18 protein-coding genes are annotated in these 22,426 nt (G+C 44.2%); 3 read left to right on the top strand and 15 right to left on the bottom strand.

Annotation, left to right across the window (positions count from 1 at the left end):
* Positions 1-5: 5 nt before the first annotated feature.
* The 3 genes from AB204_RS08495 to trmJ all read right to left on the bottom strand — a co-directional run bounded on the left by AB204_RS08495 (position 6) and on the right by trmJ (position 2,667).
* Positions 6-1,220 (bottom strand): IscS subfamily cysteine desulfurase, encoded by a 1,215-nt coding sequence (locus AB204_RS08495; protein WP_047962948.1) that lies wholly within the window; start codon positions 1,218-1,220, stop codon positions 6-8.
* Between the two features lie 57 nt (positions 1,221-1,277).
* Positions 1,278-1,772 (bottom strand): Fe-S cluster assembly transcriptional regulator IscR, encoded by a 495-nt coding sequence (gene iscR / locus AB204_RS08490; RefSeq protein WP_047962947.1) that lies wholly within the window; start codon positions 1,770-1,772, stop codon positions 1,278-1,280.
* 163 nt (positions 1,773-1,935) lie between these two features.
* Positions 1,936-2,667, bottom strand: a complete 732-nt coding sequence (gene trmJ, locus AB204_RS08485; RefSeq protein ID WP_047962973.1) for a tRNA (cytosine(32)/uridine(32)-2'-O)-methyltransferase TrmJ — start codon at positions 2,665-2,667, stop codon at positions 1,936-1,938.
* A gap of 125 nt (positions 2,668-2,792) precedes the next feature.
* On the opposite strand from trmJ, the gene suhB reads away from it, so the two are divergent.
* Positions 2,793-3,596: an inositol-1-monophosphatase gene (suhB, locus tag AB204_RS08480; RefSeq protein ID WP_047962946.1), complete on the top strand. Its 804-nt coding sequence runs from the start codon at positions 2,793-2,795 to the stop codon at positions 3,594-3,596.
* Positions 3,597-3,682: 86 nt separating this feature from the next.
* Here suhB and AB204_RS08475 read toward each other — a convergent pair whose 3' ends face one another.
* Entirely contained in the window at positions 3,683-4,918 is a 1,236-nt protein-coding gene (locus AB204_RS08475; RefSeq protein ID WP_047962945.1) for a 3-phenylpropionate MFS transporter, read from the bottom strand.
* 90 nt (positions 4,919-5,008) lie between these two features.
* Positions 5,009-6,262 carry a serine hydroxymethyltransferase gene (gene glyA / locus AB204_RS08470; protein WP_047962944.1) on the bottom strand — a complete coding sequence of 418 codons (1,254 nt, stop codon included), beginning with the start codon at positions 6,260-6,262 and terminating at the stop codon, positions 5,009-5,011.
* Positions 6,263-6,620: 358 nt separating this feature from the next.
* On the opposite strand from glyA, the gene hmpA reads away from it, so the two are divergent.
* Positions 6,621-7,811, top strand: a complete 1,191-nt coding sequence (gene hmpA / locus AB204_RS08465) for an NO-inducible flavohemoprotein (protein WP_047962943.1) — start codon at positions 6,621-6,623, stop codon at positions 7,809-7,811.
* A 72-nt stretch (positions 7,812-7,883) separates the two neighbouring features.
* Here the strand turns inward: hmpA and glnB are convergent, their stop codons facing one another.
* The 8 genes from glnB to purL form a co-directional block, all read right to left on the bottom strand.
* The gene (gene glnB, locus AB204_RS08460; RefSeq protein ID WP_045958055.1) at positions 7,884-8,222 is read right to left on the bottom strand and encodes a nitrogen regulatory protein P-II; all 339 of its coding nucleotides are present in this window, start codon (positions 8,220-8,222) and stop codon (positions 7,884-7,886) included.
* Between the two features lie 15 nt (positions 8,223-8,237).
* Complete coding sequence (locus tag AB204_RS08455; protein ID WP_047962942.1) at positions 8,238-9,860, bottom strand: NAD+ synthase; 1,623 nt, start codon at positions 9,858-9,860, stop codon at positions 8,238-8,240.
* Positions 9,861-9,971: 111 nt separating this feature from the next.
* Positions 9,972-11,309 (bottom strand): two-component system response regulator GlrR, encoded by a 1,338-nt coding sequence (glrR, locus tag AB204_RS08450; RefSeq protein ID WP_047962941.1) that lies wholly within the window; start codon positions 11,307-11,309, stop codon positions 9,972-9,974.
* Between the two features lie 2 nt (positions 11,310-11,311).
* Entirely contained in the window at positions 11,312-12,196 is an 885-nt protein-coding gene (gene qseG, locus AB204_RS08445) for a two-component system QseEF-associated lipoprotein QseG (protein WP_047962940.1), read from the bottom strand.
* A gap of 5 nt (positions 12,197-12,201) precedes the next feature.
* A complete protein-coding gene (locus AB204_RS08440) occupies positions 12,202-13,641 on the bottom strand; it encodes a sensor histidine kinase (protein ID WP_047962972.1) in 1,440 nt (479 codons plus the stop codon).
* A 694-nt stretch (positions 13,642-14,335) separates the two neighbouring features.
* Positions 14,336-14,893 (bottom strand): helix-turn-helix transcriptional regulator, encoded by a 558-nt coding sequence (locus tag AB204_RS08435; RefSeq protein WP_152671516.1) that lies wholly within the window; start codon positions 14,891-14,893, stop codon positions 14,336-14,338.
* 62 nt (positions 14,894-14,955) lie between these two features.
* Complete coding sequence (locus AB204_RS08430; protein WP_047962939.1) at positions 14,956-15,168, bottom strand: hypothetical protein; 213 nt, start codon at positions 15,166-15,168, stop codon at positions 14,956-14,958.
* 224 nt (positions 15,169-15,392) lie between these two features.
* Positions 15,393-19,280, bottom strand: a complete 3,888-nt coding sequence (gene purL / locus AB204_RS08425) for a phosphoribosylformylglycinamidine synthase (protein WP_047962970.1) — start codon at positions 19,278-19,280, stop codon at positions 15,393-15,395.
* Between the two features lie 266 nt (positions 19,281-19,546).
* On the opposite strand from purL, the gene mltF reads away from it, so the two are divergent.
* Complete coding sequence (mltF, locus tag AB204_RS08420; protein WP_047962938.1) at positions 19,547-21,115, top strand: membrane-bound lytic murein transglycosylase MltF; 1,569 nt, start codon at positions 19,547-19,549, stop codon at positions 21,113-21,115.
* Between the two features lie 21 nt (positions 21,116-21,136).
* Here the strand turns inward: mltF and tadA are convergent, their stop codons facing one another.
* Complete coding sequence (gene tadA, locus AB204_RS08415; protein ID WP_047962937.1) at positions 21,137-21,664, bottom strand: tRNA adenosine(34) deaminase TadA; 528 nt, start codon at positions 21,662-21,664, stop codon at positions 21,137-21,139.
* A 68-nt stretch (positions 21,665-21,732) separates the two neighbouring features.
* The gene (locus AB204_RS08410) at positions 21,733-22,386 is read right to left on the bottom strand and encodes an HD domain-containing protein (protein WP_047962936.1); all 654 of its coding nucleotides are present in this window, start codon (positions 22,384-22,386) and stop codon (positions 21,733-21,735) included.
* Between the last annotated feature and the right edge of the window lie 40 nt (positions 22,387-22,426).

The raw sequence follows: 22,426 nt of genomic DNA, 5'->3' as shown, positions 1-22,426 counted from the left end.
TCTGATTAATGATGAGACCATTCGATGGTGCTGAGATCCACACCCTGTTTGAACATTTCCCACAATGGAGAAAGATCACGCAGGTGACCAATCGCGTTGAGAATCAACTTGATTGCATAGTCTATTTCTTCTTCTGTGGTAAAACGCCCCAAAGAGAAACGAATAGAACTGTGTGCCAGTTCATCATTCATGCCTAGTGCCCGCAGGACATAGGAAGGTTCCAAACTCGCGGAAGTACATGCCGAGCCAGAAGAAACCGCCAGATCTTTCAATGACATCATCAATGACTCACCTTCAACATAGTTGAAGCTGACATTCAGAATGTGCGGCGCACCCAGTTCCAAATCACCGTTCAGGTAAACTTCTTCAATATCTTTAATACCGTTCCACAAACGCAGACGCAATCCACGCAGGCGTTCTGCTTCTGATTCCAGCTCTTCTTTTGCGATACGATAAGCTTCACCCATACCTACAATCTGATGAACAGGTAATGTACCTGAACGCATACCACGCTCATGACCACCACCGTGCTGCTGTGCCTCAATACGCACGCGAGGTTTACGGCGAACATACAGTGCACCGATACCCATAGGGCCATAAAGTTTATGAGCAGAGAAAGACATCAGATCAACTTTCAGTTTGCTGAGGTCGATCGGCAATTTACCAACACTTTGGGTTGCATCAACATGGAAAATGATACCACGGCTACGGCACATTTCACCGATGGTCATAATGTCTTGGACAATACCAATTTCGTTATTGACGTGCATGATGGAAACCAGAATCGTATCTTCACGCATGGTGGCTTCCAGCTCTTTCAGATCAAGCATGCCATTGCTCATTGGTGCAAGGTAAGTGATCTCAAAACCTTCGCGCTCCAGCTGACGGCAAGTATCTAAAACCGCTTTGTGTTCAGTTTTGCTGGTAATAATGTGCTTGCCTTTTTTCTGATAAAATTTTGCAGCACCTTTAATCGCAAGGTTATCTGACTCTGTAGCGCCTGAAGTGAACACGATTTCACGCGGATCTGCGCCAACCAAATCAGCAATTTGATTACGCGCGATATCAACCGCTTCTTCAGCCTGCCAACCAAATCGGTGTGAACGGGAAGCCGGGTTACCAAAAATCCCGTCCATAGTTAGATAGTTCATCATCTTTTCAGCAACACGTGTATCGACTGGTGTTGTTGCTGAATAGTCCAAATAAATGGGTAATTTCATTGCTCACATGCTCCGTAAGACACTTTTAATACTTTTGTTTGCCGCTTTGCCGCAAGGTTATGCGCGCAGGTTAACGTTAATCGTCTCTTGAGGCCTGCCGTTCGGTGTACGGCGCTTATCACCGTCTTGACGATCAGCAACGTCTAATACTTCTTGGTTATTCACTAATTCTTCTAAACTGATGCTGCTCAGGAAACCTGTGATGCGATCACTGAGGTCACGCCACAATGCGTGCGTCAAACAACGATCACCGCCTTGACAGCCTTCTCTGCCCTGACAACGAGTTGCATCAACGGATTCATCAACAGCTGAAATCACTTCGGCAACGAAAATCTTACCGGCATTTCTGCCCAGTAAATAACCGCCACCTGGACCACGGACGCTAGAAACCAGACCATTTTTACGCAGGCGGGAGAACAACTGCTCAAGATAGGAAAGGGAAATTCCCTGACGTTCAGAAATGTCGGCTAATGGCACCGGCCCTTCTTGTGAATGCAACGCCACATCTAGCATGGCAGTTACCGCATAACGTCCTTTTGATGTCAGTCTCATAACAAAAACTCCATGGTGAAATATAGATGAAATTGTGACATTCCTGAGTGTTTTAGTCAACTATTTAACCTAGTAATTCACTCAACTATTATTTGAACGCTTTTTCACCTGTTTACCTTGGGTTTTTTGGTTGTTCCTGCTAGCTCTTTCCGCTGGATCTCAGTTATTTCCTAGCCCATTTTTCCATAGAAGTTAGTATACCTCGCAGAATATTCAGCTCCTGCGTTTCAGGCCGTGCACGAGTATAAAGACGTCTTAACCTGTTCATTATTTGACCCGGATGCGCTTTGCGGATGAAGCCTGATTCGTTCAATATCTGTTCAAGATGTTGATAAAAACGCTCCATATCCTCAACAGCCGGATATTCTACCTCATGATCTGACGAAAGGGTTTCTGGTTGTTCCTGAGCTGAAAGATGCGCCATGCGAATTTCATAGCTAACCAGTTGAACAGCCATCGCCAAATTCAACGAACCGTACTCCGGATTTGTCGGAAAATAAAGATGGTAATTACATTTTTGCAGCTCTTCGTTAGTCAACCCAACACGTTCACGACCAAATACAATCGCAACCGGAGAGTGGTTGGCAGTTTTGACACAACGTTCACCACATTCACGAGGTTCCACCATTGGCCAGGAAAGGGTACGGGAACGGGCACTGGTTCCGATGACCAATTCACACCCAGCTAATGCCTCATCCAACGTACTCACAATCGTCGCATTGCCAATAACATCACTTGCACCGGCTGAAAGTGCGATAGCGTGAGAGTCAGGTTGAACTAACGGATTCACCAGATACAAATTGGACAATCCCATTGTTTTCATGGCCCGAGCGGTTGATCCCATATTGCCCGTGTGGGAGGTTTCAACCAGAATAATGCGGATATTCTCTAACATGATGGCTTTTAAATTCAGTATAAGAGCCGAATATCTTAACACAGCATTAGTCATTTTGACGAACTACTGCTATACTGCGCGCCGATTTGTTTCCCGTTCTTTAAAATTCTGGTGGAAGATACCCCATGCATCCGATGCTAAACATCGCTATACGCGCTGCACGTAAGGCCGGCAACTACATTGCCAAAAGCTACGAAACCCCTGATGCCATTGAAGCAAGCCAAAAAGGCAATAATGATTTCGTCACCAATGTTGATCGTGACGCAGAAAAGCTGATTATCGAAGTTATTCGTAAATCTTATCCTAAGCATACAATTATTACCGAAGAAAGCGGTGAGCACTTAGGCGAAGAAAACGATTTCCAATGGGTTATCGATCCACTGGATGGCACCACCAACTTTATTAAACGTCTCCCTCATTTTGCTGTTTCCATTGCTGTGCGTATTAAAGGCCGCACTGAAGTGTCCGTGGTTTACGATCCAATGCGCAATGAGCTGTTCAGCGCGACTCGTGGTCAAGGCGCGCAATTAAACGGCTATCGTCTGCGTGGTACCAATGCTCGTGATCTGGATGGTACTATCCTTGCGACTGGTTTCCCGTTCAAAGCCAAACAGCACTCTATCCCTTACATAAATGTACTGGGTAAATTATTTGATCGTTGCGCGGATTTCCGTCGCACGGGTTCCGCCGCACTGGATATGGCTTATGTTGCTGCCGGGCGTGTAGATGGTTTCTTCGAAATTGGCCTGAAACCATGGGATTTCATGGGCGGTGAATTGCTGGTACGTGAATCCGGCTGCATCGTTACCGATTTCGTCGGTGGTCATAACTATGTTAACTCCGGCAACATCGTTGCAGGTAGCCCACGTATCGTTAAAGACATTTTGTCTGAAATGCGTGAAGAATTAACGGAAGCACTGAAACGTTAATTCGTTAATAATTATATAAATATAATTTGAGCAATGTTATTTTCAGGGCACTTAATTGGTGCCCTTTTTATCGCCAAATATTTTAATTAATGTGTATGAGCTTCAACTTTTGGCCGCAGAAACAGAGCAGGTAATGCAACCAATGCCATCACCCAAAATATGCCATTACTGATATGTTCATACATAAAACCAGCAATCACACTCATAACAGCAATCCCTCCTCCCATTGCCAAAGCGGAGTAAGTCGCCTGCAATCGGATGATTTCATTTTCTTTTCTGGCTCCGATAAAACGCATTGCTGCTAAATGGCAAACGGTAAAAGTACCACAATGCAGGATCTGAATAATAATCAGCACGGGTAATTCCGTTGATATTCCCATTAATCCCCAACGAATCACACCACAGATACCGGATAGCAATAACAGATTACGTGCACTCCAACGACGGAATAACTGTTTGCTGAAAGTAAAAACGAGGACTTCTGCCATAACGCCTAACGACCAGAGATAACCAATGGTTGATGGCGAGTAACCTGCATTCTCCCAATAAATAGTGCCAAAACTATAGTAACCCGCATGCGCAGCCTGCAATAGCGTTACACAGACTAAAAATTGCCACACAGATTTTTCAGACAAAAGTTCTTTAAAAGAGACGGTATTAGTATTCGTGGTCTTCTCTTTACCAACTGGCATAACGGCGGGTTTCAGCATCATTCCCAGCAGCATAACAGTAATACTGAAAATCAGAAAAGCGAGAATAATATGGTGTGTTCCAAACACCTCTTTGCCAATCCAGCCATTCAGACTATCAAATGACATACTCCAGCCAATGTCGAGGCTACTGATTGAAAAATTTACTCCATTGGCAGACATTAATATGCCGGTCAGCGCAGAGCTGATAATAAATGCAATCGAACCCCAGACTCTTACCTTGCCGTAATCAAAAGTAAATTGTTTTTGCCATGTTCCTGCCAACGCATCCGATAAAGGCACGAGTGGCGAGAAAAATAAGTTAAAACCTACCATGACAAAGAAAAGCCATAGCCAATGGCTACCAAATACAAAACCAACAGCAAAAATCAACGCCAGCAATGAAAGGAGTCGCAACGCTTTAATTAATTTCGATGGATCTTTTACCCTAGGAGAAATAATCAGGCTACCGATAAATCGGGCAACCAGCCCAACACCCAGCAGTATTCCTATCATTGAAGGCTCAATGCCTTCACCTTTTAGCCAGGCAGCCCAAAAAGGTAGAAAGATACCGAAAGAGAAAAAATAAGTGAAATAACCTAACCCTAGCCAAAATGTTGATGGAATAACCATCCAAATACCCTCATTTCTCAAATACAAAAAAACCCGCTCAAAACTAACGTCATGAGTCGGGCTTATTACTAAACTACACTTTATTTTTAATTATGCGTAAACCGGATATTTTGCGCAGATATTCAAAACCTTCTGCTTAACGCTTTCAATGGTTGCTTCATCATTGATGTTATCCAGCACATCACACATCCAACCTGCCAGCTCACGGGTTTCTTCTTCTTTAAAGCCACGGCGAGTAATTGCAGGTGTCCCGATACGAATACCAGAAGTCACAAACGGGCTGCGCGGATCGTTAGGCACACTGTTTTTGTTAACAGTAATATTGGCACGCCCCAATGCAGCATCAGCATCTTTACCCGTAATATCTTTATCTACCAGATCCAACAGGAACAGATGGTTTTCCGTTTCACCAGAAACAACTTTATAGCCACGTTGCAGGAATACTTCGACCATGGCTCTCGCATTTTTAGCGACTTGCTGTTGATAGATCTTAAACTCAGGTTCCATTGCTTCTTTCAGTGCAACAGCTTTACCCGCGATGACGTGCATCAGTGGGCCACCCTGAGAACCCGGGAAAACAGAAGAATTCAGCTTCTTGTAAAATTCTTCATCGCCATCTTTCGCCAGAATCAGGCCACCACGCGGGCCTGCCAGAGTTTTGTGCGTTGTTGTTGTCACAACATGCGCATGAGGAACTGGGTTTGGATAAACACCAGCGGCAACCAAACCCGCTACGTGAGCCATATCAACGAACAGATAGGCACCGATTTCATCGGCAATTTCACGCATCTTCGCCCAATCAACAACACCGGAGTAAGCAGAGAAGCCACCGATGATCATTTTTGGTTGGTGTTTTTGCGCTTGGGCACGGATATCGTCGTAATCGATTTTGCCTTTTTCATCAATACCATAAGGTACGATGTTATAAAGTTTGCCGGAGAAGTTAACTGGAGAGCCATGAGTCAAATGACCGCCGTGTGCCAGATTCATCCCTAAAACCGTATCGCCGGGTTTCAGCAGTGTCATGTACACTGCGGCATTAGCCTGAGAACCTGAGTGGGGCTGGACGTTTGCATAATCTGCACCAAACAGCTCTTTTGCACGGTCAATCGCAAGTTGTTCAACCACATCAACATATTCACAGCCACCGTAATAACGTTTACCCGGATAGCCTTCCGCATACTTGTTAGTGAGCTGAGACCCCTGAGCCTGCATAACTCTTGGGCTGGTGTAGTTTTCAGAAGCAATCAATTCAATGTGTTCTTCTTGACGACAAACCTCCTGTTCCATCGCCTGCCACAGTTCGGGATCGTAATTCGCAATATTCATTTCACGCTTTAACATTTGGTTCTCCTGACTCAGCTACTTCTCTAAAAAATACCCCTGAGGGCCAGAATGCCACACAGTGTAAACTCTTTTTATCAAATGAGATAGTCTTGACAAGATAATTTACGCAAACGTTTGCATGGTGTATTAACAGCGCATTGGGAGCTAAATAACTGACTGTAAAATCAACAATTCTCAATTTATCAATGATATTTGTGATCTTAGTCAGGGTTTCTGGTAATACAAATTCTGAATTTTTGATTTAAATCAAGATGATCTTCTTTTCTCAATTAAACCTATTCCCAAACGCAATAAGTTGCATTTAAAATGCAAGTTATAGACTTCAGCATCATTTGAGAAAAATTCAGGAGATCCCATGCTAGATAGTCAGGTTATCGCAACTATAAAATCCACCATCCCATTAATCGTTTCTACGGGCCCCAAGCTGACTGCGCATTTTTATGAACGTATGTTCAAGCATCACCCTGAATTAAAAGATATTTTTAATATGAGCCATCAGCTCAACGGTGATCAGCGTGAAGCTCTTTTCAATGCCCTTTGCGCTTACGCTGCTAATATCGATAATCTGTCTGCTTTATTGCCTGCGGTAGAAAAAATCGCTCATAAGCATGCGAGCCTGAACATTAAACCCGAACATTATCAGATTGTAGGTACGCACTTACTGGCGACAATTGATGAAATGTTCCATCCTGGTGATGAAGTTCTCAGTGCCTGGGGAAAAGCCTACAATGTGCTGGCCAATGTCTTTATCAACCGAGAAGAAGAAATTTATCAAAGTGGTGAATCTCTGGAGGGCGGTTGGCGTGAATTACGTCAATTCCGTGTTAGCCGGAAACAGCCACAAAGTGAGGTTATTACCAGCTTCGAGTTTGTTCCTGTTGATGGTGAAAAGGTCATGGATTACAAACCGGGGCAATATTTAGGGATTTATATAGACGATCCTGCTTTTGAGAACCGTGAAATTCGCCAATATTCTCTGACCGCAGCACCAAACGGAAGCAATTACCAGATTGCCATTAAGCGTGAATCTCAGGGCAAGGTTTCAAACTTCATGCATGATAAAGTACAGGAAGGAGATCTCGTGATGCTGGCAGCACCACGCGGTGATTTTTTCCTCAATGTCCAGCATGATACACCCGTTACGCTGATTTCAGCGGGTGTAGGTTTAACGCCAATGATGAGTATGCTACAACATCTGCATAATCAGCATCATACAGGAACAGTGAATTGGTTCCATGCCGCAGAGCATGGCGGCTATCATGCCTTCGCAAATAAGGTAAATGAAATTTCTCAGTCCATGCCTAATTTGCATTCGCAGGTTTGGTATCGCGAACCACGAGATACAGATCAGAAAGGCATACATTATCAGCATACCGGGTTTATGGATCTTTCTCTCGTAAAAGAATTAATCGCAGTAGAAGGAATGCAATTCTATTTCTGTGGGCCAGTCGCTTTCATGCAATTCATTGCTAACCAACTTCTGGCAATGGGTGTTGATAAACAACATATCCACTATGAATGTTTTGGCCCACATAAAGTGATCTAACGCGCTAATTGCAACACATTAAGCGATAACAGTGACAAAATGGGAGAGGTTACAACCATCTCCCATTTAGATTTAAATGGCTTCTTCGTCCTGTTCACCAGTTCGAATACGTACCACACGGGCAACATCGAAAACAAAAATTTTGCCGTCACCGATTTTGCCGGTTTGTGCAATTTGCATGATTGTCTCGACACAGGTATCAACAATATCATCCGGTACGACAATTTCTATTTTGACTTTTGGCAGAAAATCCACCATATATTCTGCACCGCGATACAGTTCAGTGTGCCCTTTCTGGCGACCAAATCCTTTTACTTCTGTCACGGTCATACCAGTGATACCCACTTCAGCCAGAGCTTCACGCACATCATCCAGCTTGAAAGGTTTGATAATTGCATCAATCTTTTTCATGAAGTTTTCCTGTAATTACCAGTTCTTACGCCCGAAACCAGAAGTAATCGGGTAGCGCCGGTCTTTGCCAAAATCACGTTGTGTAATGCGTGGGCCGATAGGTGCCTGACGGCGTTTATATTCATTGATATCCACCAGCCGGATCACCTTGCGAACAATGGCTTCGTCAAAACCTTCAGCAACCAAGTCAGCCACTGATTTGTCTTTTTCGACATACCCCTCAAGGATAGCATCCAGCATGTCATATGGAGGCAAACTGTCCTGATCCAGTTGGTCCGGCGCTAATTCCGCTGAAGGTGGGCGATCAATCACACGCTGAGGAATAGCCGGAGATACTGTATTACGGTATTTGGATAATGCAAATACCATAGTTTTAGGGACATCTTTCAAAGCATTAAATCCCCCTGCCATATCGCCATACAGTGTTGAATAACCGACTGCTGATTCACTCTTGTTGCTGGTCGTCAGCACCAAGCGATGGCGTTTGTTCGATATCGCCATCAAAATAACGGCACGGCAACGGGCCTGCAAATTTTCTTCTGTCGTATCTTTTTCCGTTCCGGCGAACATAGGTTCAAGCTGTGCCATGAAAGCATCAAACATGGGTTCTATGGATGCTATGTCGAATTCAACACCCAGTAATTCCGCCTGTTCTCTGGCATCATGAATGCTCATTTCTGAGGTATAACGGAATGGCATCATGACTGCCTGCACATGCTCTTTACCCAAAGCATCCACGGCAATCGCTAAAGTCAAACCAGAATCAATCCCGCCAGATAAACCAAGCAACGCACCTTTGAAGCCATTTTTCCGCACATAATCACGCACAGAGAGAACCAGTGCCTTATAGATTTGTGCAAGTGGTGGCAATTGAGGAATAGGGTTTGCCATGAGTTCAATTTTCATGTCATTGAAACGACACTGCTCGATCTGCTCCTCAAAGGCGGCCATACGATGCGTAATTTCACCATTTGCATCAAAGACTTTAGAACAACCATCAAAGATAAGCTGATCTTGCCCACCTACCTGATTAAGATAAATGATAGGAAGTTGAATGCGCTGACAGTGGTTTCTAATTAATGTACTGCGAATATTGGGTTTTTCACGATTATAAGGAGAGGCATTAATCGACAGGATAATTTCTGCACCGGCTTGTTTCAGAGCATTAATCGGTGCATCAAACCATAAGTCTTCACAAATCAATAAGCCCAGGTTATATCCCTTGAATGGTATAACGCAGCTTTGATCACCAGCCTTGAAATAACGCTCTTCATCAAAGACACCATAATTGGGCAGTAGCTGTTTGAAGTAACGAGCAACAATTTCTCCTTTCCAAAATAAGGAAAGCGCATTGTAGAGTTTTCCGTCTTGTTGCCACGGATGCCCAACCAAAATGCCAATCTGGGAACTTGCCTCTTGTAAACGTACCAACTGCTCACGACAACGCTGGTGTAAATCGGGACGGAACAGCAAATCCTCAGGAAAATAGCCAGACAGCGCCAACTCAGAAAACATAACCAGATCAGCACCTTTTTCTTGCTGTTCTTGTACTGTCTGCAACATGCGCTCGCAGTTGCCTTCAATGTCTCCCACCAACCAGTTTAACTGGGCAAGAGCAATATTAAGAGTACGACTCATAGAATGTGGCTCTCCTAGGCCATAATTCATCTCTCTGTCTTATTCAGAATTAAAGACAGTCAATATAGATAATTTCTATTCAGTGTAAGAATTTCCGGAATAGCAGGAAAGTTATTCCTTAAAATCGTTAGCGTCCAGCTCATGACGTGCCAGCAATTTATAAAATTCAGTCCGGTTACGCCCTGCCATGCGGGCAGCATGGGTCACATTGCCTTTGGTCATTTGCAACAATTTGCGCAGATAGTTCAGTTCAAACTGCCCGCGAGCTTCCACAAATGTCGGCAGCGCCGTATTTTCTCCTTCCAATGCCTGCATAATCAAAGCATCACTAATAACCGGAGCCATCGTCAACGCCACACATTGTTCTATAACGTTAACCAATTGACGAACATTGCCCGGCCAACTTGCTGCCACCAGACATTTCATGGCATTAGTGGAAAAACTACGAACAAAGGGTTTATGGCGCTTGGCTGATTCCCGCAACAGATGATTGGCCAATAAAGGAATATCTTCCGCACGTTCATTCAATGCAGGAATTTTCAGGTTAACGACATTCAACCTGTAATAGAGATCTTCACGAAATTCATTACGCTGCATTGCTTTTGGTAAATCACGGTGGGTAGCAGAAATAATTCTGACATCAATGTCTATATCTCGGTTGCTTCCTAATGGACGAACCTTCCGCTCCTGCAAAACTCTCAATAATTTAACTTGCAGCGCCATCGGCATATCACCGATCTCATCAAGGAACAAGGTTCCGCCCTGAGCCGCTAAAAATAGCCCTTCCCGGCTACTGACAGCACCAGTAAATGCACCCTTGGCGTGACCAAATAGTTCAGACTCAAGTAGCTGCTCAGGTAAGGCCCCGCAGTTAATTGCAATAAAAGGTTTCTTCGCTCTGGGACTTGCCCGATGGATGGCTTGAGCCAATACTTCCTTACCGGTTCCGCTTTGCCCATTAATTAAAACGCTGACATCAGACAGAGCCACCATTTTTGCCTGCTCTAACAGACGCAACATCAAGGGGCTGCGCGTGACAATCTGCTCACTCCATTGCCCATCTATAGCTGGCGTTGACAACTCCAGAGCATCATCAATAGCTTTATAAAGTGCATCACGGTCAACGGGCTTGGTCAGGAAACTAAATACGCCTTGCTGGGTTGCTGCCACTGCATCAGGGATAGAACCGTGAGCGGTCAGAATAATGACAGGCATACCAGGATGCTGTTTCTGAATTTCGGCAAACAGTGCCATACCATCCATTTCATCCATTCTCAAGTCACTGATAACAAGATCTATTTTATCTTTTACCAGAATACGCAACCCTTCATGACCACTCTCTGCTGTCGTGACACGAAACCCTTCGCTAGTCAGACGCATTCCCAATAGTTTTAGCAAGCCTGGATCATCATCAACTAAAAGAAGATGGGCGGGATTGCGTACTGTCATTATTATTCGGCTCCTTTTTCTGCTGGAGGATTAGCTTCCGCTTTAGTTTCCGGGTTTTTCATTTCCTCATCCGTTGCCGATTTATCTTCCAGCTTTAATTTATTGGATGAAGTATCTGAGTCCTTCATTTGTTCTGTTCCACTTGGCGTGACAAGACTATTTTGGCCTTGTTTACGGGAGGAAAGCTGGCGTTCAATATCTGTCAGATTTTCTAGTTTGCGGGATATTGAGTGAAGTTCATATTCTAAACGTGCTCGTGCTTCTTTCAAGCGGTCAACTTTATTATCACTGTCAAACTGGAACCGCTGAAACTTAGCCCTCTCTTCAGCGAGGTTGATTTTCAGATATTGCTGTTCACGCCACAATTGGAAGAGTGTCCGCAAGGCCACGGGAAATTGCGTACTATATTGATTAAGATTTTCTACAATTTTCCGGCGTTCAACCACTGTAGAAGCCGCTCTATTCATCAAGATACTCTGTTTGAACGTTTGATGCCAATCGGTTGTATTGAAGTTGTTCGCTATTTCACGCGCTTCAACTGAGGACAGGCGATCCGCACAATCAATAACCCTCAGCCAATAAAGCCCGTTTTCCATTGCCGATGGCTTTGTTATATCCCAGATTGAATCACAATCCTTAAAACGATAATCTGTGACATGTTGCTCAGGCAGGATAGATTGTGCAATCGATGCCAAATTGTCTGCTCCGGTGGTTTTAACGCACCCGGTCAGTAAATAGGGAATAAACAATAACAACATGGCACGGAAACGTAAGGTTGAAGCGCGTGCCAGAATAGACCGCATAACAGCAGTTTTTTTCATCGGCTGAGTCACAATATCTTGCTGTCCCGTCTTCGTCATAAGGCGGTAAGTAAACCGGTTATACATATTATTTAGCCGTTCTCTGCGGTTAATGGCAGTTCAATTCGAAAACATACGTCAGCACATTCGGATTCTATCAAATGAAGCTCTCCCCCCATCTGTTTAATACAATCTTGCGCAATGCTCAAGCCAAGGCCACTTCCTTTAACAGCCCCTTTTCTTTGCAGTTTTCCTTGGTAAAAAGGCTCGAAAATCATACTTTTTTCTAATTCAGGGATAGGCGTTCCTGTGTTGGCAATGTCAATTTGAAGATTTTCTCCCGTTTGCCGACTGGAAATCCAAATGTTACCGGATTCAGCACCATAGTGCACTGCATTGGAGTAGAGATTATCAATCACCCTTCTCAATAAATTAGGTTCCGCCCAACAATACTCCATATACAATTGAATTGCTGTATTAATGTTTTTCGCACGTGCCGGCAGTTGATGTGACAACACAACACTATTCACAATCTCTTTTAAAGACACAACCTGATGCTCAGCAGGGCCATCTGCCAGTTTACGGTTATATTCGAGCAATTGCTCGATAAGCTGTTGCAAATGCCTGCTGCTGCTATCCAGAATACTGACAACTTCTCTTTGATCTGCGGTCAGCGGCCCGGCAACTTCATCTGCCAATAACTCTGTCCCTTCGCGCATACTGGCTAAAGGTGTTTTCAGTTCATGGGAAATATGACGTAAAAATTCATGGCGCTGAGATTCAAGCCAGGATAACCGCTCACTTAACCAAATAATGCGCTGTGCCAGCGATCGCAACTCCCGTGGCCCTTTAAATGATTCAATCTCATTTTCCAATGATTGTCCTTTTCCTAACCGATTAATCATCCGCTCAATGCCTTTCACCGGTCCAATGATCATACGTGTAAATAGCGCGATTAAAAACGCACTTAACAGAAATAGGATAAGGCTCTGCCAACCAAAAAGTTGCCCTTTCTCTGCAATATCTTTTTGCAATTGTTCACCACGACTGAAAATGATATTTCGGGTTTCCTGTACCAAAAGATTATTAGCAGTAGAGAATTCTTCAAGTAATTTAGATACAGCAGGCTCCGGGACACCGTTACTACAGGAAATTTTTGTCAGGCCTGATAATAGTTCATTAAACTTTTTCGTATACTCTGCATTAGCCAACATGGCTATCTGATTACCGAGCATATTGGTATATTGTCGGTATTGACGTTGATAGAGCTTTTCCAGCCGCACATCCCCCAATACGCAGTATTGACGGTAACTACGCTCCATCTCAAGGGCAGAGCCAATCATCGCTTCGCTGCGGCGCGCATCCGATAAAGTCGAACGACTAATTTCAGCGGCTTGAGTACTCAACTGGTCAAGGCTTTGGTAAGCCTGATAAGCCAGCACTAAAAGTGGTAATAACACCAGACAGAAAGCCATTACAACCAGTTGGCGCAATGAGCGTGGAAATAAACGCCATTTTTTCAAAGAAATCATCTCATAACCTGCAATTACATTGATGCTAACCGACATAAGGCGGAAGAGGAAGTCTGCCTGATGATAGATTATAAAGTTACTTTTTCTCTGCTTTTTTAATCTAGTTGAAAATAACGGGTAATTGGAAACTATGCGGATGCATACATGAACACGATGGACAGGATTCGCCTGTAATAATGACGGCGGGATAACAATTTTAATTTGCTATCCCGCCAGCGAGGAACCTTCATGCTACCTGATGAGTATGATAGGTGGTGCCTCACTCCACGTGTCGCCCTGTGTTTGATAAAGCCCGAAAGCGAGTATCATGATGTTGGACGGTAGGCACCTTACTTCGGCGTCATTCTGGGCTTATGTGGCATGTTTCCACCTATTTGCGGGCCGACATAAGAAGTTGAATGAGCAACTGCCAGTTATTATGCACATTGTGTGCCAACTTGCAAAATAATTTTTAATTAATTGATTTTATTGAAAATTTAAAATGGATAAATTCTTTGGGTTTCTTTATCAATGTCTTCTAATTCTGTTTTCTAATGCCCGGTATGTATTATTGTCGTCTATTTATGACACTTAAGCACATGTGAGTATTTTTACTTTTATATCAATAAATTAAGTGTCACCTATTTGAGACACCATCAAGGGCTATTGTCGCCATTTAGAGACGCCGCCCTTAAAACTCATTAATAACATCAAATCAGTGGCAAAATACGTTCAATTTTTCAGGATGGCTAAGCAGCTTCACATAATATTCAATATCTTTAATCCCCTTGAACTCCCGCAATTGCAGAACCATGTTGATAGTATCCAAAACCTGCGCATTCTCGGACAGCTCAGCATTTATCTTGCCTCTGTCAGCCAACCATGACGCAACCTCAGACCAACGCCATAAAGGGGAGGTTCCCTTTATTCTTTGGATTGGTGCAGGAAAATCACCGGAGCCACGTACCCCATCTTTTAACATGCTAATAGCCTGACGGGACATATCCGTCAATCTGGCGATATCACTTAACCCGACCAGTGCAGCATCAACAGCGACGACTTTTGCGTTCAACCCTGCTGATTCAATATCATTAATCGCACTCAAAATTGCCTTAGAAAACGATTCACTTTCACGATCAAATTCCAAGTAAACATATCTACCGTAAAAACAAATCAAAGCATCATCACAACCATTTTCAAATAGCTTGTCTTCCAATCCCTCTGTTTCCGCTGTCACACCAGAAAGTGTTAATGAAAAATGGTAAAATCGCACTGAGAGCTCCTCTTTAAAGGCGGATTTCTCCGCCTTAGTCATTTCTTTATTAAACATATTCATTACTGACAGGTATCTACTTTACGAATAATCTGCTTTGCATGATTCTCAGGATTTCGTGGAGTAGACCATATACTCATCATATGTTCAGGATGATTTGGTGTTCCACAATAAAGCCGACCAAAAGCATGCCCGTAGCTCGGGCGGAATTTCCATCCTTTGTATAATGCATAGTCAATTGCTGCCTGAATGAATTGGTTAGGATGCTTCTTCATCTTCCTCCCTGATATGACTAGAATAAATCCATCGTTGACAAACGTCAACACTCGATAAGGCAGTTATGTTCAAATCAGTCTATCAGATAATCATGTAATGACACTCTAAAAGCACTTTTAAAACAAATGATTAGCATCATTTTCTTTCAAGGTGTCAAATGAAAAATAAAGGCCCTGATGAATTTTCAGAGCCTTTACACAGAAAAATGAAATTGCCAGAGAAATTAACCTAACTGTTTGCGGGCATTACGGAAAATACGCATCCACGGGCTATCTTCGCCCCATTCTTCAGGGTGCCAGGAATTACTGACAGTACGGAATACCCTTTCAGGATGAGGCATCATCACCGTGACTCGACCATCAAGGTTAGTTACTGACGTGATCCCGTTCACAGAACCATTCGGGTTTGCAGGATAATTTTCTGTCACTGAACCGTAGTTATCAACAAAGCGCAGTGCCACTTGCTGCTGCTTTTCAAGTTCCGCCAGACTCAGGCTGTTTCTGAATTCCACCTGACCTTCGCCATGAGCAACCGCAATCGGCAAGCGAGAACCTGCCATATCTTTCAGGAACAGTGAGGGACTATCCACGACTTCCACCAAACTAAAACGCGCTTCATAACGCTCTGAACGGTTACGAACAAAACGCGGCCAGTGTTCTGTCCCCGGAATCAGTTCATGCAAATTAGACATCATCTGGCAACCGTTACACACGCCAAGTGCCAAAGTATCCGGTCTTGCAAAGAAGCTCGCAAAATCATCACGCACTTGTGAATTAAACAGAATGGATTTTGCCCAACCTTCACCCGCACCAAGTACATCCCCATATGAGAAGCCACCACAAGCCACCAATGTCTGGAATTGATCCAACGTGATGCGTCCACTCAGCAAATCACTCATATGGACATCCACGGCCTCAAACCCCGCACGATGGAATGCAGCCGCCATTTCGACCTGAGAGTTAACACCTTGTTCACGCAATACGGCAACACGCGGGCGTACTTTTTTCGAGATATAACAAGCAGCAATATCTTCAGCAGGATCAAAAGATAATTTCACATTCAAACCAGGGTCATGCTCATCCTGTTTTGCCTGATGTTCTTGATCAGCACATTCTGGGTTATCACGCAGGCGCTGCATTTGCCACGTCGTTTCCGCCCACCATAAGCGCAACGTACTGCGGTTTTGGCGATAAACCTCCATATTGTCACTGGAAATAATGAAGTCATCGCCTGACTGAGCTTTACCCAAATAATGTACACAACCACTCAAGCCATAGTCAGCCAACAGCTTTTCAACCTGCTCTCTGTCAGTTTCGCGAATTTGTATCACTGCACCCAATTCTTCACTGAACAATGCTGCCAGAATGTCTTCATCAAATGCACTGAGATCGACATGCAATCCACAATGGCCCGCAAAAGCCATTTCAGCCAATGTTACCAGCAGGCCACCATCTGAACGATCATGATAAGCCAACAATTTTTGTTCTGAAATCAGTTGCTGAATTGCATTAAAGAAACCGCCCAGTTGTTCAACACTGCGAACATCCGCCGTTTTATCGCCAAGCTGACGATAAACCTGGGCCAGCGCGGTTCCTCCCAGCGCATTCTGCCCTTGCCCCAGATCGATCAACAAAAGTGCATTGTCATCTTCGGTAGATAATTCTGGTGTTACTGTGCGGCGAACATCTTCCACCCGGGCAAAGGCACTGATAACCAATGAAAGTGGTGAAGTCATTTCACGTTCTTCCCCGTTTTGATTCCAACAGGTTTTCATTGACATCGAATCCTTACCCACTGGAATGGTCAATCCCAGCGCCGGACACAGCTCTTCCCCCACCGCTTTCACCGCAGCATACAAACCCGCATCTTCGCCTGCATGACCTGATGCCGACATCCAGTTAGCCGATAATTTCACTCGCTTCAGATCCTGCACATACGCAGAAGCGATATTGGTCAATGCTTCCCCAACCGCCATACGTGCCGAGGCAGCAAAATCCAGTAATGCAATCGGTGCCCGCTCTCCCATTGACATGGCTTCACCGTAATAGCTGTCCAAGCTGGCAGTGGTCACTGCGCAATCTGCCACAGGGATTTGCCACGGGCCAACCATTTGATCACGGGCAACCATACCCGTTATAGAGCGATCCCCGATCGTAATCAGGAATGTTTTCTCTGCAACAGCCGGTAAATGCAGAACACGTTTTACGGCTTCCGCAAGATCAATTCCTTTACGATCTAAATTTTGCCCTTGCGCTTTCAAGACCTGCACATTTTTTAGCATTTTGGGTGTCTTGCCGAGCAGCACATCCAAAGGCATATCGATTGGCTGATTATTGAAATGGCTGTCATTCAACACAAGGCGTCGTTCTTCTGTTGCTTCCCCAATCACGGCATAGGGAGCACGTTCACGACGGCAAATTTCTTCAAACAGAGCAAGCTGCTCAGGGGCTACAGCCATAACATAACGCTCCTGAGATTCATTGCACCATAACTGTAATGGACTCATTCCCGGTTCATCATTGAGAATGTTACGCAGTTCAAAGCGCCCGCCTCGGCCGCCATCACTGACTAATTCAGGCATGGCATTTGATAAACCACCAGCCCCTACATCATGGATAAACAGAATGGGATTTTTCTCCCCCCGCTGCCAGCAACTATCAATCACTTCCTGACAACGGCGCTCCATCTCTGCATTATCACGCTGCACAGAGGCAAAATCTAAGTCCGCATCAGATTGACCCGAAGCCATTGAGGATGCAGCACCGCCCCCCAAACCGATATTCATGCTTGGCCCACCCAGCACAATTAATTTTGCACCAACCGGAATATCCCCTTTCTGGACGTGCTCTTCACAAATATTTCCAATTCCCCCTGCCAGCATGATGGGTTTGTGATAACCACGTAGTTCTGTACCGTTATGGGAGTACACTTTTTCTTCATAAGTCCTGAAATACCCCAATAATGCCGGGCGACCAAACTCATTATTAAACGCAGCGCCTCCCAATGGCCCTTCCAGCATGATATCCAACGCACTGACAATACGTTCAGGCTTGCCGAAATCTTCTTCCCACGGCTGTTCAAAGCCAGGAATTTTCAAGTTTGAAACTGAAAACCCTACCAATCCGGCTTTAGGTTTGGCTCCTCGTCCTGTTGCGCCTTCATCACGGATTTCTCCACCAGAGCCGGTTGCAGCACCAGGCCAAGGCGAAATCGCCGTCGGATGGTTATGGGTTTCGACTTTCATTAAGATATGAGCGGGCTCTTGGTGATAATCATAGATACCTGTTGCGGGATCAGGGAAAAAGCGACCAATATGGGAGCCTTCCATCACAGCAGCGTTATCTTTATAAGCTGAGAGCACATGATCCGGTGTCTGTTCAAATGTATTTTTGATCATCTTGAACAACGACTTGGGTTGGGCCTGGCCATCAATAACCCAATCTGCATTGAAAATTTTGTGGCGACAGTGTTCAGAATTCGCCTGAGCAAACATATAGAGTTCAACATCCGTCGGATTACGTTCCAACATTTGGAACGCTCTTACCAGATAATCAATTTCATCCGCTGCCAAAGCCAATCCCAGTTCAATATTTGCTGATTCCAGTGCTGTCCGCCCCAATTGCAAGACATCAATCTGTTTCAATGGCGAAGGTTTTTGTTGGGAAAACAGAGCATCAGCCTGTTCAAACTCCGTGAACACACTTTCCATCATGCGATCATGCAATAACGCTGACAGCGCTTGTCCCTGCTCAGCATTCATACCAGCACCCTGAATATAATAGGCAATTCCCCTTTCTAAACGGACAATCTGGTTTAAACCACAATTGCGGACAATTTCTGTCGCTTTCGATGACCAAGGAGATATTGTTCCCGGCCTTGGTGTAACTAACAATAGTTGACCTTTCGGCTCATATTCAGCCAAAGAGGGACCATATTTTAATAACCGATTTAATTTTTCCCGTTCATCTCCTGCGATTGGAGCGTTAACATCTGCAAAGTGCACATATTCTGCATAAATGTCTGTAACAGGAAGCCGCTGATCTTGGCACTGGGAAAGGAGCTTGGTAATACGAAACGCTGATAAAGCGGGCGAGCCACGCAGAATTTCCATAATAATAGGTTCTCTCATCTTAGAAGCAAAGCCTGACTGATGCCTCAGGGGAAACGCGAGACATTATAGAGGAATGTTCTCCCTGACGAAACCGTTTGCGCGACCATTTATTAACCTAACAATACACTTAATAAAGCCTCTAAATTAATTTAATAAAGTTGCACATCCCAATTTTGTTGCGCAAAATTCTCGATTACTGGGAATTTGACCATGCTATTATCTTACATTTCACACGGAGCCTAATCGCACTAGCGAGAGATAACTATTTGAGTAATATAAAGATTAATTATTTTGTTATCGTGATTATCGCGCTCCTCTCTGCTGCCATCATTGGCCTAAACATCAATTGGCCCAATAAACAGCAGGAGCAGATAAACAAAATTCTGGCACGGGGAGAGCTTCGGGTTAGTACCATCACCTCTCCTCTGATTTCTCTTAACAATAAAAATGAACCCACGGGATTCGACTATGAACTAGCCAAACGGTTTGCTGATTATTTGGGTGTTAAACTTGTCATTAAATTTCGTACCAACATTAACCAGCTTTTTGACGACTTAGAAAATGATAAAGCCGATTTTTTGGCTGCTGGTCTTATCTATAATAGAGATAGGCTGGATCAAACACGCACGGGCCCTGCCTACGCTTCAGTCTTACAACAGCTGGTTTATCGTAAGGGAACAACGCGCCCACGCTCGTTTAATGATTTAAAAGGCACTCTCATCGTCACCGCTGGCTCAACCCATGCAAGCGAACTAAGAAAATGGAAAGAGCAATCTTATCCTGATTTAACTTGGCAAGAGACGTTACACGAAAACTCTCAGCAATTACTTGAACAAGTTTCCGAAGGGACAATCGACTATACAATCAGCGATTCAATCAGCTTAGCCCTGCAACAGCGTATTCATCCCAATTTAGCTGTTGCTTTTGATGTCAGTGAAGAACGTCCCCTGACTTGGTATTTAAGACGAAATGATGATTATAGTCTCTATTCAGCCATGCTTGATTTTTTCAGCATGTTGGCTGAAAACGGCATTATGTCGCGGCTGCAAGAAAAGTATTTCAGTCATGTCGGTTCGTTCGATTATTTCGACACTATTTCATTTATTCGCGCCATCAATACAACATTACCGACATATCAGCCGATTTTTGAAAAATATGCCGGTTCACTTGATTGGCAATTAGTGGCATCTATTGCATGGCAAGAATCGCATTGGGACCCTCAGGCAACGTCTCCCACCGGCGTCCGTGGCCTGATGATGCTCACTCGCCCGACAGCGGAATGGGCAGGCGTTCACGATCGGTTAGATCCGGAAGATAGTGTGAAAGGTGGAATGTCTTATTTACACTATTTGATGGATCGGTTGCCAAAAACTATTCCGGAAGATGAACGTATCTGGTTCGCCCTCGCCGCTTATAATATGGGGTATGGGCATGTGCTTGATGCCAGAAAACTAACTGCTGCACAAAAAGGCAGTCCTGACAGTTGGTTGGATGTTAAAAAACGCCTGCCTCTGCTAAGTAAGAAAAAATACTATACTAATACAACGTATGGTTATGCTCGCGGCTATGAAGCTTACCGCTATGTGGAAAATATCCGGCGTTACTATTTGAGTCTGGAAGGGTATCTGCGGGCAAAAGCTAACCGCGAGAAAGCAGAGAGAGATGAAGTTTCAGCGAATACAACCACAGTCAGCGAGCCTCAACCTGAAAATGGTAAAACAGAAGATTCTAAAACCGACAGTAATGATGAAGCGGAAGGCACTAAAGCTGAATCTCATGAAAAAACGCCGGAGGAAAAAACCCCGGCGCAATCTGAGAAGGTAGTCCAGCCATAACAGGCCTTCAATCATCACTGACTATGGCATTTCTTGTTGTTGGGCTTTCAACTTCTTCAATGCCTTATGTTGCTCCCTACGTTGTTTGAAAAACGCACTCAACATAGAGGAGCACTCTTGCGCCAATACACCGCCGGTGATGTCAATCTGATGATTCATGCCCGGATGACGCAATATATCAATCAATGATCCCGCAGCCCCCGTTTTCATATCGCTGGCACCATAAACCAACCGTTGTATCCGGCTGTGCACCATTGCCCCAGCGCACATGATGCAAGGTTCCAGAGTGACATACAGTGTCGTATTCAATAGACGATAGTTCTGCAATTGCATACCACCACGTCGCAGAGCTATGATTTCTGCATGTGCGGTAGGATCATGATCGGTAATCGGATGATTAAATCCTTCGGCAATAATTTCATTATCTGCTACCAATACAGCACCTACAGGAATCTCACCTTTTTCTTGTGCCTGCATTGCTAACTTTATTGCCCGACGCATCCAATATTCATCATTATAGTTTTCGGTTACCGTATATATTTCTGTCACTGCATGTTCTCTTACTTATGAAAATCCCGTTCATTATAGCGGGTCATCATCAATATTGTTTACTCATCTCAATTTGCTGATTCAACCTGAATTTCATCCAGAAAAGCATCAAGAAATAGTTTCATGCGTGCTGTTCTTTCACTGCCCATTTTCCTGCCCGATGCAGTCTGAAATCCGGCCTCTATTTTAAGTAACTTGGTATAAAAATGATCGATAGTATAAGCCCTGTCATTATATTCCCGGTGTTTTGCCAAAGGATCGTGGAAATCATACAGTGAAGACCCCATACGCCCTGCAATATAAAAACAGCGCCCAATACCAACCATACCAATGGAATCCAGCCGATCTGCATCCTGCACAATTTTGGCTTCCAATGTTTTGGGCGTTAACCCTGCTGAATAACTATGCGCTTCAATAGCATGACCGACGGCAATAATATCCTCTTCATTCCACCCCAACTCTTCCAATATTAATGCTGCTTTTTCTGCTGCCATGCGTGAAGCAAGGTGTCGGTTTGGGGCGTTTTTTTCAACATTCACACAATCGTGTAATAACACAGCAGCAAACACCAACCGCAAATCACCAGACTCCGCTTCACAAATTTGCTTCGCATTTCTCCATACCCGATAAAGATGGGCAACATCATGAGCACCATCATCACCTTCTATTGCCATAGGTAAAAGTTGTTGAGCTAGATTTTCAAATGGTGAAAAAAGTAACATGGTCAAAACCTCTCAATGAATGGAAGTATCATATAAGCAA

The sequence above is a fragment of the Xenorhabdus khoisanae genome, assembly GCF_001037465.1.
In the GTDB taxonomy this organism is placed as follows: Bacteria; Pseudomonadota; Gammaproteobacteria; order Enterobacterales; family Enterobacteriaceae; genus Xenorhabdus; species Xenorhabdus khoisanae.
Note: the sequence above shows the minus strand (reverse complement) of the source record. Positions and strands in the feature narration are given on the sequence as shown.